Source organism: Novosphingobium kalidii, assembly GCF_040534015.1.
GTDB lineage: Bacteria > Pseudomonadota > Alphaproteobacteria > Sphingomonadales > Sphingomonadaceae > Novosphingobium > Novosphingobium kalidii.
The window spans coordinates 26,559-42,182 of the sequence record NZ_JBEWLY010000007.1 but is presented as its reverse complement, the minus strand read 5'-3'; the positions used below and the strand labels follow the sequence as shown (position 1 = coordinate 42,182).

General features: G+C 63.6%; 12 protein-coding genes. 9 read left to right on the top strand and 3 right to left on the bottom strand.

Annotated elements, in window-relative coordinates; genetic code table 11:
- From ABVV53_RS02025 to ABVV53_RS02005, 5 genes are all read left to right on the top strand, one after another.
- Complete coding sequence (locus ABVV53_RS02025; RefSeq protein ID WP_353982652.1) at positions 1-519, top strand: GNAT family N-acetyltransferase; 519 nt, start codon at positions 1-3, stop codon at positions 517-519.
- Between the two features lie 16 nt (positions 520-535).
- Positions 536-3,154, top strand: coding sequence for a methionine synthase (gene metH / locus ABVV53_RS02020; protein WP_353982651.1), 2,619 nt, complete (start codon positions 536-538; stop codon positions 3,152-3,154).
- A complete protein-coding gene (locus ABVV53_RS02015; RefSeq protein WP_353982650.1) occupies positions 3,154-3,732 on the top strand; it encodes an NUDIX hydrolase in 579 nt (192 codons plus the stop codon). The genes metH and ABVV53_RS02015 overlap by 1 nt, the downstream gene beginning before the upstream one ends.
- A gap of 64 nt (positions 3,733-3,796) precedes the next feature.
- Complete coding sequence (gene recQ / locus ABVV53_RS02010; protein WP_353982649.1) at positions 3,797-5,575, top strand: DNA helicase RecQ; 1,779 nt, start codon at positions 3,797-3,799, stop codon at positions 5,573-5,575.
- A gap of 45 nt (positions 5,576-5,620) precedes the next feature.
- Positions 5,621-5,989 (top strand): hypothetical protein, encoded by a 369-nt coding sequence (locus tag ABVV53_RS02005; protein WP_353982648.1) that lies wholly within the window; start codon positions 5,621-5,623, stop codon positions 5,987-5,989.
- A gap of 84 nt (positions 5,990-6,073) precedes the next feature.
- Here the strand turns inward: ABVV53_RS02005 and ABVV53_RS02000 are convergent, their stop codons facing one another.
- Complete coding sequence (locus tag ABVV53_RS02000) at positions 6,074-6,388, bottom strand: hypothetical protein (protein WP_353982647.1); 315 nt, start codon at positions 6,386-6,388, stop codon at positions 6,074-6,076.
- 184 nt (positions 6,389-6,572) lie between these two features.
- On the opposite strand from ABVV53_RS02000, the gene ABVV53_RS01995 reads away from it, so the two are divergent.
- Positions 6,573-7,856: a cytochrome P450 gene (locus ABVV53_RS01995; RefSeq protein WP_353982646.1), complete on the top strand. Its 1,284-nt coding sequence runs from the start codon at positions 6,573-6,575 to the stop codon at positions 7,854-7,856.
- 58 nt (positions 7,857-7,914) lie between these two features.
- On the opposite strand, the gene ABVV53_RS01990 is transcribed toward ABVV53_RS01995, so the two are convergent.
- Positions 7,915-9,312 carry a L,D-transpeptidase family protein gene (locus tag ABVV53_RS01990; RefSeq protein ID WP_353982645.1) on the bottom strand — a complete coding sequence of 466 codons (1,398 nt, stop codon included), beginning with the start codon at positions 9,310-9,312 and terminating at the stop codon, positions 7,915-7,917.
- Positions 9,313-9,530: 218 nt separating this feature from the next.
- On the opposite strand from ABVV53_RS01990, the gene ABVV53_RS01985 reads away from it, so the two are divergent.
- From ABVV53_RS01985 to ABVV53_RS01975, 3 genes are all read left to right on the top strand, one after another.
- Positions 9,531-10,436 carry a DMT family transporter gene (locus ABVV53_RS01985; protein ID WP_353982644.1) on the top strand — a complete coding sequence of 302 codons (906 nt, stop codon included), beginning with the start codon at positions 9,531-9,533 and terminating at the stop codon, positions 10,434-10,436.
- Positions 10,437-10,568: 132 nt separating this feature from the next.
- Positions 10,569-13,241: an aconitate hydratase AcnA gene (gene acnA / locus ABVV53_RS01980; RefSeq protein ID WP_353982643.1), complete on the top strand. Its 2,673-nt coding sequence runs from the start codon at positions 10,569-10,571 to the stop codon at positions 13,239-13,241.
- Positions 13,242-13,465: 224 nt separating this feature from the next.
- Positions 13,466-14,308: a hypothetical protein gene (locus tag ABVV53_RS01975; protein WP_353982642.1), complete on the top strand. Its 843-nt coding sequence runs from the start codon at positions 13,466-13,468 to the stop codon at positions 14,306-14,308.
- 209 nt (positions 14,309-14,517) lie between these two features.
- Here the strand turns inward: ABVV53_RS01975 and ruvB are convergent, their stop codons facing one another.
- Positions 14,518-15,549, bottom strand: coding sequence for a Holliday junction branch migration DNA helicase RuvB (gene ruvB / locus ABVV53_RS01970; protein WP_353982641.1), 1,032 nt, complete (start codon positions 15,547-15,549; stop codon positions 14,518-14,520).
- Positions 15,550-15,624: the final 75 nt, after the last annotated feature.

Here is a 15,624-nt window from a genome sequence, read left to right as displayed (position 1 = left end):
TTGACGAAAGCGCCTGCCTGGACCGTCCGACACGCCGGACCCGACGACGCGAGCGCGCTGGCGCTGGTGGGCGCGGCGACGTTCCTGGAGACTTTTGCCGGGGCGATCGACGGCCCAGCCATTGTTGCGCACTGCGCCGCGAACCATGCTGCGGAGAGCTACGCGGGGTTGTTCGCTAAGGGCGCGCAAGCCTGGCTCGGCGAAGTGGAAGGCGGCGCGCCCGTTGGGTATGCGCTTATCGCCAAGCCCGAGCTTGATGCCGCTCGGCCCGGCGACATCGAGCTCAAGCGAATCTACACGCTCTCGCGCTATCACGGCAGTGGCCTGGGCGGTGCGATGATGGCTGCAGCCGTCGCCGGCGCAAGCGGCCATGAGCGACTGCTGCTGGGCGTCAAGGCCGACAACCACCGTGCCATCGCCTTCTACCGAAAGCAGGGCTTCGACCCGATCGCCACTCGCCAGTTCAACGTCGGCGGCAAGCTCTACGACGATCTCGTGCTTGCCCGCCCTCTCGCCTGACAGACCGGAACACCCCATGACCACCCCAACTTCTGCCCGTTTCGTCAACATCGGCGAACGCACCAACGTCACCGGATCGGCCAAATTCAAAAAGCTCGTCATGGCCGGCGACTATTCCGCCGCCGTCGAAGTTGCGCGCCAGCAGGTTGAGAACGGTGCGCAAGTCATCGACGTCAACATGGACGAGGGCCTGCTCGACGCAGTCGAGGCGATGACGACCTTCCTCAAACTGATCGCTGCCGAGCCCGACATCGCCCGCGTGCCGATCATGATCGACAGCTCGAAGTGGGAGGTGATCGAGGCGGGCCTCAAGTGCGTGTCGGGCAAGCCGATCGTCAACTCGATCAGCATGAAGGAAGGCGAGGCGCCGTTCCTGGAGTCCGCGCGCAAGTGCATGGATTATGGCGCCGCCGTGGTGGTCATGGCCTTCGACGAAGTCGGCCAGGCGGACACCAAGGAACGCAAGATCGAGATCTGCGAGCGCGCTTACAAGCTGCTCACCGGCATCGACTTTCCGCCCGAAGACATCATCTTCGATCCTAACGTTTTCGCAGTCGCCACCGGCATCGAGGAGCACAACAACTACGGCGTCGACTTCATCGAGGCGGTGAAGGTGATCCGCGAGCGCTGCCCGCACGTGCACTTTTCAGGGGGCCTGTCGAACCTCTCGTTCTCGTTCCGCGGCAATGAGCCGGTGCGCCGCGCCATGCACTCGATCTTCCTTTATCACGCGATCCCCGCCGGGCTCGACATGGCCATCGTCAACGCCGGCCAGCTTGACGTCTACGACCAGATCGATCCCGAACTGCGTGAGGCCTGCGAGGACGTGATCCTCAACCGCCCTGCTCGAAGTCCGGACGAGACGCCGACCGAGCGCCTCGTCACCCTGGCCGAGAAGTTCCGCGGCACGGATGCCGTGGCTGAGAAGCAGGCGGAGGAATGGCGCAGCTGGGAGGTCACCAAGCGTATCGAACACGCGCTCGTCCGCGGGATCGACGCCTACGTCGTCGAAGACACCGAGGAGGCCCGCCAGGCTGCCAAGGAGCGCGGCGGCCGCCCGATCGAGGTGATCGAAGGCCCCCTGATGGACGGCATGAACGTCGTCGGAGACTTGTTCGGATCGGGCAAGATGTTCCTGCCACAGGTGGTCAAGTCCGCACGCGTGATGAAGAAGGCGGTCGCCCACCTGATCCCCTTCATCGAGGCGGAAAAACAGCCCGGCGCCAAGGCCAAGGGCCGCATTATTATGGCCACCGTGAAGGGCGACGTCCACGATATCGGCAAAAACATCGTCGGCGTGGTCCTGCAGTGCAACGGCTACGAGGTGATCGACCTCGGTGTCATGGTGCCGTGGTCGAAGATCCTCGAGTCGGCGAACGAGAACGATGCCGACATCATCGGACTGTCGGGTCTGATCACCCCCTCGCTCGATGAGATGGTGACAGTGGCCGAGGAGATGCAGCGTGCGGACCTCAAGATCCCGCTGCTGATCGGAGGCGCGACGACGAGCAAGGTTCACACCGCGCTTCGAATCGACCCGGCCTACGAGGGCCCGGTGATCCACGTGCTTGACGCCAGCCGGGCTGTCGGCGTCGCCTCGCAGCTGCTCTCGGACACGCAGCGCGACGGCTACGTCTCCTCCGTCTCGATCGACTATGCAAAGGTCCGCGAGGCTCGCGAGGGCAAGGGACAGAGCGATCTGCTCTCGCTCGCAGACGCTCGAGCCAACGGCTATGCTCCCGACTTCGCCGACAAACCCGCCGCTCCCGCGCAGCCCGGCCTGCACGTGTTCGAGGAGTGGGACCTTACCGATCTGGTCGAGATCTTCGATTGGACACCGTTCTTTCGCGCCTGGGAACTGGCGGGCACTTACCCCGCAATCCTGACGGACGATGTTGTAGGCGAGAGCGCCAGCGGACTTTTCGCCGATGCGAAAGCCATGTTGGAGAAGATCGTTTCGGAGAAGTGGCTGACGGCAAAGGGCGTCTGCGGACTGTGGGAATGCCGGCGTGAGGGCGACGACATCCTCCTGCCGGATGCCGACGTCCGGCTTCCGTTCCTGCGTCAGCAGTTCAAGAAATCGCGCAGCCGAGCAAACTTCTGCCTTGCCGATTTCATCGACCCCGCAGGCGACTGGCTGGGTGGTTTTGCAGTTGGCATCCACGGCATCGAGCCGCATCTGGAGCGGTTTAAGGCGGCGCACGACGACTACTCGGACATTCTTCTGAAAGCGCTCGCCGACCGTTTTGCGGAGGCCTTTGCCGAGCGCCTCCACCAGCATGTGCGCACCACCTTGTGGGGCTACGCGCCGGGTGAGCAACTCACCAATGAAGCGCTGATTCGCGAGGAGTACCGTGGCATCCGCCCCGCGCCGGGTTACCCCGCCTGCCCTGACCACTCGCTCAAGCCGATCCTGTTCGACCTCTTGAACGCCCAAGAGAACGCAGGCATCACCCTCACCGAAAGCCAGGCCATGCTGCCGACTTCGGCTGTCTCGGGTTTTTACTTCGCCCATCCCGAAAGTCAGTACTTCGGCGTTGCCCGGATCGGACGCGACCAATTGGAGGAGTACGCGGAGCGGCGCGGCATCGATCTCCGCACAGCAGAGCGCTGGCTGCGCCCCAATCTCGACTGATGAGCGCACGGCTGGAAGCGAGGATCGTCAGCAGCGAAGCGGTGTTCCAGGGTTGGTACACCTTCTTCCGCCTTCGGGTGGAGTTGCCCGACGGCGTCACCGCCGATCGCGAGTTGCTCCACCGCGATTGGGGCTGTGCGGTGCTCCCCTACGACCCCGTGCGCCGCGTTGCCATGCTCATCACCCAGCCGCGTCCCGGAGCGCTGTTCCATGGTGTGCCGAGCCCGTACGAGGCGATCGCCGGTGGCCTCGACGGGGCAGCCCCGGAGACCCGCATCTTAGCCGAGGCGATGGAGGAAGGTGGCTTGCGACTGAGCCACGTCGAGCCGCTGGTGAACATGTGGTCCATGATACCGGCTTCGACCGAGCGGGTGCAGCTTTACCTCGCCGAATACTGCGCTGACGATGTGATTGGTCCCGGTGGCGGCGTCGCGGGTGAGAGCGAGAACATCACCGTGCACGAGATCGGCCTCGACGAATTGCGCGAACTCACCCTTTCAGGAGAGCTGACGGATGCGAAGACGCTGATCCTCGCGCAGGCTCTTCTGCTCAAGCATCCGGAGCTGTGGCCCGGCTGAAGGCTGGCAGGCTCTTCCGGCACTCGCGTCGATGCGGCAGAACATGCTAAGCGGCGCAAACACCATGCTTCAGACCGCCTCTCCCGACGTCCTGGCCGCGCTTCAAGACACCTTCGGCTTCTCCGGCTTTCGCGGCGTTCAGGAGCACGTTGTCGCACGCGTGCTGAATGGCCAGTCCACTTCGGCGGTCATGCCCACTGGCGCGGGCAAGTCGCTGACGTACCAGCTTCCCGCTGTCATGCTGCGCGGTACCTGCGTCGTGATATCGCCGCTCATCGCGTTGATGCATGATCAGCTACGCAGTGCGACTGCCAACGGCATTCGGGCCGCAACTCTGACGAGTGCCGATACCGACCGCATGGCGACAATCGACGCTTTCCGCGCCGGCGAGCTCGACTTGCTCTACATCGCCCCCGAACGTGCGAGCCAGCCGCACTTTCGCGAACTGCTCTCGAGCGCTCCGGTGTCGCTGTTCGCAATTGATGAGGCGCACTGCGTCTCCGAATGGGGCCATGACTTTCGCCCCGACTATCGTCTGCTGCGTCCCTTGCTCGACGCGTTTCCCGATGTTCCGCGTCTTGCGCTCACGGCAACGGCAGACCGGCACACGCGGGCCGACATCCTCGCTCAGCTCGGCATACCAGAGGACGGGCTGATCGTTGCAGGATTCGATCGGCCGAACATCCGCTACGCTATCCGTCCGCGCGACAATGCGCTGCGCCAGCTCAAGGGCATCCTTGAGGAGAACCCTGGCCCCGGCATCATCTATGCTCCCACCCGCGCCAAAGTAGAGCAGCTAGCGGCATCGCTCGGCGCGACAGGACGACGTGTGTTGCCCTATCATGCCGGGCTCGACTCCGCCGTGCGCGCTCGCAACCAGGCCGCATTCGTCGCTTCGGAGGACATGGTGATGGTGGCAACGGTCGCCTTCGGCATGGGCATCGACAAGCCCGACGTCCGCTTCGTCGCTCACGCCGGAATCCCCAAGTCGATCGAGGGTTACTACCAGGAGACCGGTCGCGCCGGACGCGATGGCGATCCCGCGGCCGCTATCATGCTCTGGGGCGCGGATGACTTTGCCCGCGCCCGCCAACGCGTTGGCGAAGTGGAAGAACACCGCCGCGCGTCCGAGCGCCAGCGACTGGACGCATTGGCCGCACTGGTCGAGACTGCGCAATGCCGCCGTGCGATCCTGCTGCGCCACTTCGGCGAAGACCCACCTGAAACCTGCGGCAACTGCGATAACTGCCTTGAGCCGGCCGAAGTAACAGATGCCACCGAACTGGCGCGCAAACTGCTCTCGGCAGTCTATCGTACCGGACAAAGCTTCGGCCTCGGCTACTTGGAGAAAGTTCTCAGCGGACAAAGTGACGAGCGGGTGCAACAGCGGGGGCACGACAGCCTGTCGGTATTCGGGATCGTGGGGGCCAGTGAAGCCCCCCTATTGAAGCCGGTCGCGCGCGCTCTACAGGCGCGCGGCTGTCTGGTACCTACAGAACATGGCGGCCTTGCGCTCGGCGGAACCGCGCGCGAGATCCTGAAAGGCGAGGCGGCGGTACAGATCGTCGTCCCTCCCAAGCGCGAGGGCCGCCGCAAGCAGCGCGGGAGTGGGGGCGCCAATCCGGTAAATGATCCGCTATTCGAGGCATTGCGCACCTTGCGCCGCGAACTCGCGCAGACTCAAGGCGTGCCACCTTACGTGATCTTCCACGATGCCACTTTGCGCGAGATGGCGAGTGCTCGGCCCTCCTCGCTTTCCGAGATGGGCCGCATCTGCGGCATCGGGTCGCGCAAGCTCGACGCCTACGGTGACGCCTTCCTGGCTGTTATCAGGCAGCAATGAACGCCGTAACGCGGTCTTAAGCACATCCGTGCCATGTAAAGCCGCATGGACCCGATCTCGAGCTATCGCGACTTTACGGAAGCCCTCAAGGCCTTCACGGGCATGTCGCCGCAGATGCTACACGTTCATGCGGGCATGGCAATTTACCTTGCCAGTCAGTTGCTGCTCGGCAGCCGCCGCGCCTCCTGGGTGGCGCTTCTGGTCGTGCTCGAGATAGAGCTGTTCAACGAAGTGATGAACTATCTGTTCTACGGTTCGTGGCGCTGGGCCGATACGCTCTCCGACATCGCGTTCACGCTGTTCTGGCCCACGATGTGCGTCAGCGTGGGCAAGTACCGGCGGTGGAGATGGGCGCGCCGACGCATGGTGCAGGCCTTGACGGCTAGTCAATTGACGGTTCCTGCCAGCGCCTGATCAGCAGCCGCTCTTCTTAGCCCTCCGAGACAGAAGGGCGGTGAGTGGGCCGAAAGCAAGTCAGATCCGTCCTGCGGCCTTACTTCAGTCCGCCTCGCCGGTACCCTGCACTGAGAAGCGCGCCGGCTTTGACAGCAGCATCGGCAAATCGGGCGAGGAAATCCGCGATTCGCGCCCATTCTTGTGGATCAGCACAACACGCCCCATTCCCGGAGTGGCAACCACCGCCGTCACCGTATCGACCCAGACATGCAGGGTTTGCCTCAACTCCTGAAGAGAGTCCTCGGCAGTGGTGGCATCACCTGCGGCTTCGAGTTCCGCCTCAAGCTCGAGAATCCGGCTCGTCGCCTCGCCGATGCTGTCTGCTCCCGAGCTCTCGCCGCCCAATTCCACAGTCATATTGCGTCCTTTTCCTGTCGTGCGCAGACCTTGGTAACGCGCGGCGGGAAAGCAAGCTGCAAGGAGGGACCCATCGCCGCGGCGTCGGCAGGCAAAGGCCCTGAGACGCGTTGACAGACGAGACCGGAGATATGATACACAGTGTATCGCCGCTGTCCAAATGGCGACGTCCGGGAGAACCGCCATGGCAACAACCGCCGAACTGCCGCTCGCGAAGCGGGATTACTTTTCCGATCACTCGCTCCTTGTTGATCCCTACGCCTACTTCGAGGCGCTTCGTGCCGAAGGGCCGGTTCACCGTGCCCCGAACGGCGTGATCTTCGTCACCGGCTTTCAGGAGTGCGTCGACGTCCTGCGCGACAATGACAACTTCTCCTCCTTCCAGACTCAGCTAGGCCCGATGACGCCGCTGCCATTCGTGCCGGAGGGGGAGGACATCAGCGAACAGATTGCGGCCGCGCGCGAGCCTCATGCGATGTCCGAGTTGATGGTCGGCTACGACGGTGAGCAGCATGCCAATGCTCGATCCCTGCTGAACCGCTTGTTCGTTCCGTCCCGACTGCGTGCCAATGAAGAGTACATGTGGAACTTCGCAGGCGAACTGGTGGATGATGCAGTCACCCATGGCGGGTGCGAACTCATCAGCGAAATCGCTACGCCCTATGTCACCCTGGTAATCGCCGACCTGCTCGGTGTGCCGGAGGAGGACCGCGAGGCGTTCCGCAAGGTGATCGATGAGGGACCGCCGCCAGGAAGCCTCGACATGGGCGAGCAGCCCCGAGAAAGTCAGGTACTGATGTTCATGGCGCAGTTCTTCATGCGCTATGTGCAGGAACGCCGTGGCAGCCCGCGCGAGGACGTGCTGAGCGAACTCGCCAATGCCAATTACCCCGACGGCTCGGAGCCGGACGCTCTGGAAGTGGTGAAATCGGCCATGTTCCTGTTCGCCGCTGGCCAGGATACGAGTGCAAAGCTACTCGGCAATGCCATGCAACGCGTTGCTCGGGATAAGGCGCTGCAGGCGCAGCTGCGGGCTGACCCCAAGCTGATCGCACCGTTTCTGGAAGAAGTGCTGCGCCTGGAAGGCTCAGCCAAGGCGACCTTCCGCTTGGCCAAGCGGCCTACCCGGATCGGCGGCATGGACATCAAGCCGGGCGACCGCATCTTCATTGGCATCGCCGCCGCGAATCGCGATCCGGGACGCTGGGAGAACCCCGAGGCATTCGAGATCGGCCGCCGCCGCATTCAGGAGCATCTGGGCTTTGGGCGCGGCGCGCACACCTGTCTCGGCGCGCCGCTTGCGCGCGTCGAAGTGCGCGTCATCTTTCAGCGGTTCTTCGAAAAGACCAGCGATATCACCTTGGCCGACGAACACTTCGGCCCCCACGGTCAAGTGGCGCTGGATTACGAGCCGAGCTTCATCATCCGCGGCCTTGCCAAGCTGAACCTCAAGCTTACGCCAGCCTGACGCAATCGAAGGCCCTCTCTCCTGGTGAGGGAGGGCCATGGCAGAGGCGGCTGTCAGATCACAGTGGATTATCGAGCTGAATGATCGGCTCTTGGCTGGCGCGCTGCGTCGTCTTCTCTTGGCGCGGAGCCGCGAAGCTGGCGAGCACCGGCTTGTCGCGGCCATAGATATCGTTGAACTTCTTAAGCTCACCGTCGATCGACCGCGCCATCGTGAAGTAGGTGATGTAGACCGGGAAAGTCCGCGTCATCTCCACCTTGGTGTACGTGCCCGAGCGGGAGATCTCGGCCGCCTGCTCCGGCGGCATCTGTGCGCCCAGGATGGCCATGGTCATGCCCAGCTCCACCGCGCGCTCGGTACGAATGCACCCGTGGCTGAACGCGCGCACCTCTGAATTGAAGAACTGCTTGGCCGGCGTATCGTGCAGATAGATGGCGTGCGGATTGGGCATGTCGATCTTCATCATGCCCAGCGCGTTGTTCTTGCCGGGCTGCTGGACAACGGTGATCATCCCGTCAGCCAACTGCGTGCCCTTGTAGCCGTTCGCACGAGCCCAGCCGGGGTTGCCTAAAACCTTCGCGCCGAGTCCCTCGCCCTTCACGATCGACTGCGGCACTGTCCAGGTTGGGTTGAACACGACTGCGGACACCGTCTCCGCCAACTGCGGCGTCGCGGTACGACCGGGTTTGCCGACGACCGTCTTGTACGTCCGGATATTCTTGTTGCGCACGGTCAGCCGCAGCTGGAACTCGGGCACGTTGGTCATCAGGTAGACATCGCCCAAGTCACGCGCCAACCACCGCCAACGGTCCATGTTGACGCGGATCAGCGACTTGCGGGCAGCCTGTGCCTCCGGAGTAGCCGCCAAATCCTGCTTGAGAGCGGCATAATCGGGATGCGTCGGCGCGAGCTTGGCGACCACGCCTGCCACGTCATGCTCGCTCAGCGCTTGCGCCATCAGCTGTGCCGTCGGCATCAGATCCTGATCGGGGTCAACGGCGAACCATTGCACGCGAGAGGTCATTGGCGTTCGTCCGTCGCGCAGGTCTTCGACCAGCCAGGAGAACGAACGGCTGGCGACCTGATCGAGCTGATCGCTGGGTCCCTGTGCGATGGCGGCCTTCAGCGCCTCCGGCTGATAGTCCTTGGCAAACAGGCCCTCGCTCTTGATGTTCTGAATCGTGGCGAGCAGCGCCCGGGCATCACCCAACGACCACGACATCACGGGTTCGAGCACCGGCAGCGTTTGCACGACCGGCGTGCTGTGGGCGGACGGGCTATCCTGCGGGCTGGCCGGCAAACCGCGGACTGCTGCTGGAGGAATCGGCGCGGCAGTGTCGGCCTCCCACTCTTCGGAAGTCGGCTGCGCCTTGATCTGCTGCGCAAGCGCCGCCGGCCCCGCCAGTGTGGCGAGAAGCGTCGCGCTCATCGTGAAAGCCCCGATGCCCATGCGCATCCGATAAATCTTGCGTGCCAGAAGTCGCTCCAAACCAATGATGCCGATGTGAGGGGGACGGACAGACTCGGCCGTCCGCGGCGGCTCAGAATAACCCCTCGTACGGTGCAACATCAAGCATTGCTCCTGACTATGCGATGAATTGGGACTAAGAACCAACCACTAAGCGTTCGATGAATGGCTTGCGCACGGTCCATGGACAGGCAAAAGCCTGCTCCATGTCTTCCTCAGCGCCTGCCCCTTCGAGCCTCCCGGCGGTCCTCGCGGTCGCCGCGGGGATCGTTACGTTCAGCGCGATGGACGCAGCGATCAAGGGCGCATCGCTGATGGTGGGGGTCTACACCGCCCTGCTGCTTCGCAACATCATCGGTACTGCGATCATGCTGCCCTTCTGGATCGCTGCCACGCCTCGGCTACCGGCTCGCCCTGTCCTGGCTTTGCATGCGCTCCGCTCCGCGGTGAACACAGGCATGGCGCTGCTGTTTTTCATTGGCCTCGTAAGAATTCCCATGGCCGAGGGGATAGCACTTTCGTTCATCGCCCCGCTGATCGCGCTCTTCCTTGCGGCCGTGTTTCTGGGTGAGAGAATTCGCGCGCAGGCGGCGGTTGCCACGCTACTGGGACTGGCCGGCGTCTTGGTAATCGTCGGCAGCCGCTTGGGCACGCATGAGGCCAGCTCCGAGGATCTTGTGGGGGTGGCTGCCGTCCTCGCATCGGCTGTTCTCTACGCGGTCAATCTGGTGCTGCAGCGCAAGCAGGCGCTACTTGCAGGGCCCGTCGAAATTACTCTGTTCCAGAATCTGTTCGTGGCGATGATCCTCAGCCTGTTCGCGCCATGGCTGCTCGTGGCGCCACCGCCGGACGTGCTCGGTTTGATAGCGATCGGCGCCGTCTTTGCGACAATAGCGCTCGCGCTGTTCGCCTGGGGCTATGCCCGCGCCGAGGCTCAGGTGCTTCTTCCTCTCGAATACACCGCATTCGTGTGGGCGGCGCTGTTCGGCTGGATCTTTTTTCAGGAGCAACTGAGTGCCGCCCTGCTGGCAGGCACGATCCTGATTGTGCTGGGCTGCTGGATCGGCACGCGCAACCCGGCTCGCGAGCATATCGAACAGACCGCAGTCTGATGTCCGTGCCCTTGACCTGAGGGCCCCAAGCGCGCATCGGCTGGCCGACGAATCCGCTTGTCGCACTGCAGCACGGACGGGGGAATGCCGGGCTGTGCGACGGGCTAAAACACCAAAGGGGAAAACGCCCACATGACCCAGGTCGGACAGGATACTCTCGGCACGCGCAGCACCATGACGGTGGGCGGCAAGGAGATCGCCTACTATTCGCTGAAGAAGGCCTCGGAAAAGCTGGGCGACGTCTCGCGCCTGCCTTTCTCGATGAAAGTCCTACTCGAAAACCTGCTGCGTTTCGAGGACGGCGGCTTCACCATCTCGACCGACCATATCCAGGCAATTGCGGACTGGCAGAAGAACCCGGTCACCGGCAGCGAGATCCAGTACCGCCCGGCGCGCGTGCTGCTGCAGGACTTCACCGGCGTGCCTTGCGTCGTCGACCTCGCCGCCATGCGTGACGCCATCAAGGCGCTGGGTGGCGACACCAGCAAGATCAATCCGCTTGTTCCCGTGAACCTCGTCATCGACCACTCGGTCATGGTCGACGAGTTCGGCCACCCGCGCGCGGCGGAAGAGAACGTGGAGATCGAGTACCAGCGCAACATGGAGCGCTACGACTTCCTCAAGTGGGGCTCCAAGTCGCTCGACAACTTCTCCGCCGTTCCTCCGGGCACCGGCATCTGCCACCAGGTGAATCTGGAATACATCGCGCAGTCGGTCTGGACCTCGCAGGACCAGAACGGCCAGCTGATCGCTTATCCCGACACCTGCGTAGGCACCGACAGCCACACCACGATGGTCAACGGCCTGGGCGTGCTGGGCTGGGGCGTCGGCGGCATCGAGGCTGAGGCCGCGATGCTTGGGCAGCCCGTCTCGATGCTCATCCCCGAAGTGGTCGGCTTCAAGTTCACCGGCGAGCTGAAGGAAGGCGTCACCGCCACCGACCTCGTGCTGACCTGCACCGCGATGCTGCGCAAGCACGGCGTCGTCGGCCGCTTCGTCGAGTACTTCGGCCCGGGCCTCGCCTCGCTGAGCCTCGCCGACCGCGCCACCCTCGCCAACATGGCGCCCGAGTACGGCGCGACTTGCGGCTTCTTCGGCATCGACGACAAGACGCTCGACTACTTGCGCCTCACCGGCCGCGACGAAGACCAGATCGACCTCGTCGAGGCTTATGCCAAGGAGCAGGGCTTCTGGATCGAGCCGAACGGCACTGACCCGATCTTCTCCAGCATGCTGGAACTCGACTTGTCGACCGTGGTCCCCTCGCTCGCCGGACCCAAGCGCCCGCAGGACTGGGTCTCGCTCCCCGACGTGGACAACGTGTTCAACGCCGACATGGAGAAGATCTACAAGAAGACGGCCAGCCGCGTCGCCGTGGAAGGCAAGGACTTCGATATCGGCGACGGCGACGTCGTCATCGCAGCGATCACCAGCTGCACCAACACCTCCAACCCCGCAGTGCTGGTCGCGGCCGGCCTTGTCGCCAAGAAGGCGGACGAGCTGGGCCTGAAGCCCAAGCCCTGGGTCAAGACCAGCCTCGCGCCGGGTTCGCAGGTCGTGACTGATTACCTCAACAAGGCCGGCCTGCAGGCGCACCTCGACAACATCGGCTTCAATCTGGTCGGTTACGGCTGCACCACCTGCATCGGCAACTCCGGACCTCTGGCCGAGCCGATCAGCAAGGCGATCAACGAGAATGGCCTCGTCGCCAGCGCGGTGATCTCGGGCAACCGCAACTTCGAAGGCCGCGTCTCACCTGACGTGCGCGCGAACTTCCTGGCTTCGCCGCCGCTCGTCGTCGCCTACGCGCTCAAGGGCACTGTCGTGGAGGACTTCGTCACCACGCCGATCGGCGTCGGCAACAATGGCGAAGCCGTTTACCTGCGCGACATCTGGCCGACCAACAACGAGATCGCCGACACCATTGCGACCTGCATGGACCGCGCGATGTTCCAGGCCCGCTATGCCGACGTCTACCGCGGCGACGAACACTGGCAGTCGATCAACGTGACGGGCTCGGAGACCTACTCCTGGCGCGCCGGTTCCACTTACGTCGCCAACCCGCCCTACTTCGAGGGCATGGAGATGACGCCGGCACCGGTCAGCGACATCATCGAGGCCAAACCGCTGCTCATCCTGGGCGATTCGATCACCACCGACCACATCTCACCGGCCGGCTCGATCAAGGCTGACAGCCCCGCAGGCCAGTGGCTGATGGAGCATCAGGTCGCCAAGGCGGACTTCAACTCCTACGGCGCACGTCGCGGCCACCACGAAGTGATGATGCGCGGCACTTTCGCCAACATCCGCATCCGCAACGAGATGGTCCCGGGCATCGAAGGCGGCATGAGCCGCTACGGTGAGGAAGTGCTGCCGGTGTACGACGTCGCCATGCGCTACAAGCAGCAGGGCACGCCGATGGTCGTGGTCGCCGGCAAGGAGTACGGCACCGGCTCCTCGCGCGACTGGGCGGCCAAGGGCACCAACCTGCTGGGCGTGCGCGTGGTCATCGTCGAGAGCTTCGAACGCATTCACCGCTCGAACCTGGTGGGCATGGGCGTGCTGCCGCTGCAGTTCAAGGACGGCCAGACTCGCGAGACGCTCAGCCTGACCGCTGACGACAGCTTCACCATCAAGGGTGTGGCCGATCTCAAGCCGAGCCAGGACGTCGAAGTCGAAGTCACCCGCAGGGATGGCTCGACGTTCACCTTCACTGCGCTGTGCCGCATCGATACCGCCAACGAAGTCGAGTACTTCATGAACGGCGGCATCCTGCAGTACGTGCTGAGGAAGCTTGCCGCCTGATCCCGGCGACGCATCACTGATGCTAAAGAGGCCCCGTCTTGCCAAGTGCAAGACGGGGCCTTTGCTTTGATGACCGCTCAGTACGGCGGCCACGAAAACAAAGAAGGCGGCGCCGAACGGCACCGCCTTCCAACGTTCGCTTTCTGTGTCAGCGTTAAGCCGCTCTTTGCATCCACTTCCGCCGTCCAGCGACCACCGCGGCTGCCGCTCCAAACAGGATAAGCATGGGCGGCGCCGGAACCGGTGTACCGCTCGTGCCGCTAGTCCCGCTTGTCGTGGTCGTCGTCGTGGTGTTGCCCGAAGTCGTGGTGGTCGTGCTTGTCACATTGCCCGACGTCGTCGTCGAAGTGCTGATGTTGCCCGAGGTCGTCGTGCTCACATTGCCCGAGGTCGTGCTTGTGCTCACGTTACCTGACGTGGTCGAACTCACATTGCCTGAAGTCGTGCTGACGTTACCCGACGTGGTGGACGTGACATTGCCGGAGGTCGTCGTGCTCACACCCCCTGTCGTCGTGGTCGTCGTGGTAGATCCTGGTCCGCCCGAGGAGGAGGAGGAGGAGGAAGACGAAGAGGACGACGAAGAGGACGAGGAAGAAGATGAGCCCTGCCCTCCGCCATTGGTCGTCGAAGTGATGACGATGCTTCCACCGCCGCCACCGCCGCCTCCGCCGAAAAACCCGCCGAAGAACCCGCCTCCAAAGCCCCCAAGCGGCCCGCCGCCGATCACGACGGGTGCGCCACCGCCTCCACCCGAGGGCATGATCGGAGGCGCGGGCGGGATGTATGGGGGAGGCAGCGGCACCATCGCCATTTGCGGCTGCGTGCAGCAAGTACGCTTGATCACCTTGCGCACGCGCTTGACTGTCTTTGGCCGCTCCGCCCTGGCCATACGCACCGGTTTGGCCTGCTTGACCTCCTTGACCTTGCGGTACTGCCCTTCCTTCGCAGGCGTTTCAGCGACGTGGACCGCGCCACCGCCAATCAGAGCGCAGCCCGCCGCACATGCGGAGAGTTTTGCAAGGGCCATCCGGACAGACATAAGCGGTGCTCTCTTCTTGATTTCCTGACGGACGCGGGATGGATCGGCACAACCGGTCGACCACATCGATCTGCCATAGAGAACGCAGAGAGTGCTTAACGGGACAACGACGTTAACCTTGATTCTGCAGTCCCAAACGGAGATTCCGCGCTGCTTGATGCCCGGCAACCTGCACTTGTGTCGAAACGGGACTGAACCGCATCACTAGTGTAAACCGTAGAGACATTACTTCGTCGGTTAACCTTCACCGGCCTCGAACAGACCACCCTGACCGCCACTAGGCGGCGCGAGGCCCAAGTGGCGCCACCCAGCATCGTTGAGACATCGCCCGCGAGCCGTGCGAGCCACAAGTCCCAGCTGGATCAGGTACGGCTCGACAACCTCTTCGATCGTGTCGCGAGGCTCGGAGAGGCCTGCCGCCAGCGTCTCCACACCTACTGGCCCGCCGCGATAGATGTCGGCAATCATCATCAGATAGCGGCGATCCTGCGCGTCGAGGCCGAGCGCATCGACTTCCAGGCGGGTCAGCGAATCGTCGGCGATCTCACGCGTGATACGCTCGCTGCCGGCGACGTGCGCGAAGTCTCGCACGCGGCGCAGCAGCCGCCCAGCCACGCGCGGCGTGCCCCGTGCGCGCCTCGCGATCTCAGTGGCGCCACCTTTGTCGATCCCCACACCCAGCAACTGAGCGTTGCGGCTAACGACATGCTCGAGTTCAGCCACGGTGTAGAAGTTCAGCCGTACCGGAATACCGAAACGGTCGCGCAAAGGCGTCTGCAGCAGGCCCTGACGAGTCGTCGCGCCGACGAGAGTGAACGGTGGCAAGTCGATCCGCACAGACCGGGCCGAAGGCCCCTCACCGATGATGAGATCGAGCGCGCGGTCTTCCATGGCGGGATAGAGCACTTCTTCGACCACGGGATTAAGTCGATGGATCTCGTCGATGAACAGGACATCACCGTGTTCGAGATTGGTGAGCAGCGCCGCCAGATCTCCCGCCTTTGCAATTACCGGGCCGCTGGTGGCGCGAAACCCCACGCCGAGTTCGCGTGCGACGATTTGTGCCAGCGTGGTCTTGCCCAGCCCCGGGGGGCCGAAGAACAGCACATGGTCCATGGCTTCGCGGCGCGAGCGGGCCGATTCGATGAACACGCGCAAATTGTCCTTGGCCGCGGCTTGGCCGACAAACTCCGTCAACGTCTTGGGCCTGAGCGCCGCGTCGACATCCTCGGGCTGGCGCGCGGAAGCGAGCAGGGGATTGTCCGTCATAGCGGCCGTCCCCAATTTCGGCCCCGCCTAGACGGCAACCTCGGCGCGGCGAAAGCCGATCCGCTGCGCCGCTCC

Bases quoted from the DNA above. Each gene is read 5' to 3' on its own strand.
- ABVV53_RS02015 (WP_353982650.1), top strand. From the start codon at position 3,154: ATGAGCGCACGGCTGGAAGCGAGGATCGTCAGCAGCGAAGCGGTGTTC.
- metH (WP_353982651.1), top strand. From the start codon at position 536: ATGACCACCCCAACTTCTGCCCGTTTCGTCAACATCGGCGAACGCACC.
- ABVV53_RS01975 (WP_353982642.1), top strand. From the start codon at position 13,466: ATGGGCGGCGCCGGAACCGGTGTACCGCTCGTGCCGCTAGTCCCGCTT.
- ABVV53_RS02005 (WP_353982648.1), top strand. From the start codon at position 5,621: ATGGACCCGATCTCGAGCTATCGCGACTTTACGGAAGCCCTCAAGGCC.
- ABVV53_RS01990 (WP_353982645.1), bottom strand. From the start codon at position 9,312: ATGCGCATGGGCATCGGGGCTTTCACGATGAGCGCGACGCTTCTCGCC.
- ABVV53_RS01995 (WP_353982646.1), top strand. From the start codon at position 6,573: ATGGCAACAACCGCCGAACTGCCGCTCGCGAAGCGGGATTACTTTTCC.
- recQ (WP_353982649.1), top strand. From the start codon at position 3,797: ATGCTTCAGACCGCCTCTCCCGACGTCCTGGCCGCGCTTCAAGACACC.
- acnA (WP_353982643.1), top strand. From the start codon at position 10,569: ATGACCCAGGTCGGACAGGATACTCTCGGCACGCGCAGCACCATGACG.
- ABVV53_RS01985 (WP_353982644.1), top strand. From the start codon at position 9,531: ATGTCTTCCTCAGCGCCTGCCCCTTCGAGCCTCCCGGCGGTCCTCGCG.
- ABVV53_RS02000 (WP_353982647.1), bottom strand. From the start codon at position 6,388: ATGACTGTGGAATTGGGCGGCGAGAGCTCGGGAGCAGACAGCATCGGC.
- ruvB (WP_353982641.1), bottom strand. From the start codon at position 15,549: ATGACGGACAATCCCCTGCTCGCTTCCGCGCGCCAGCCCGAGGATGTC.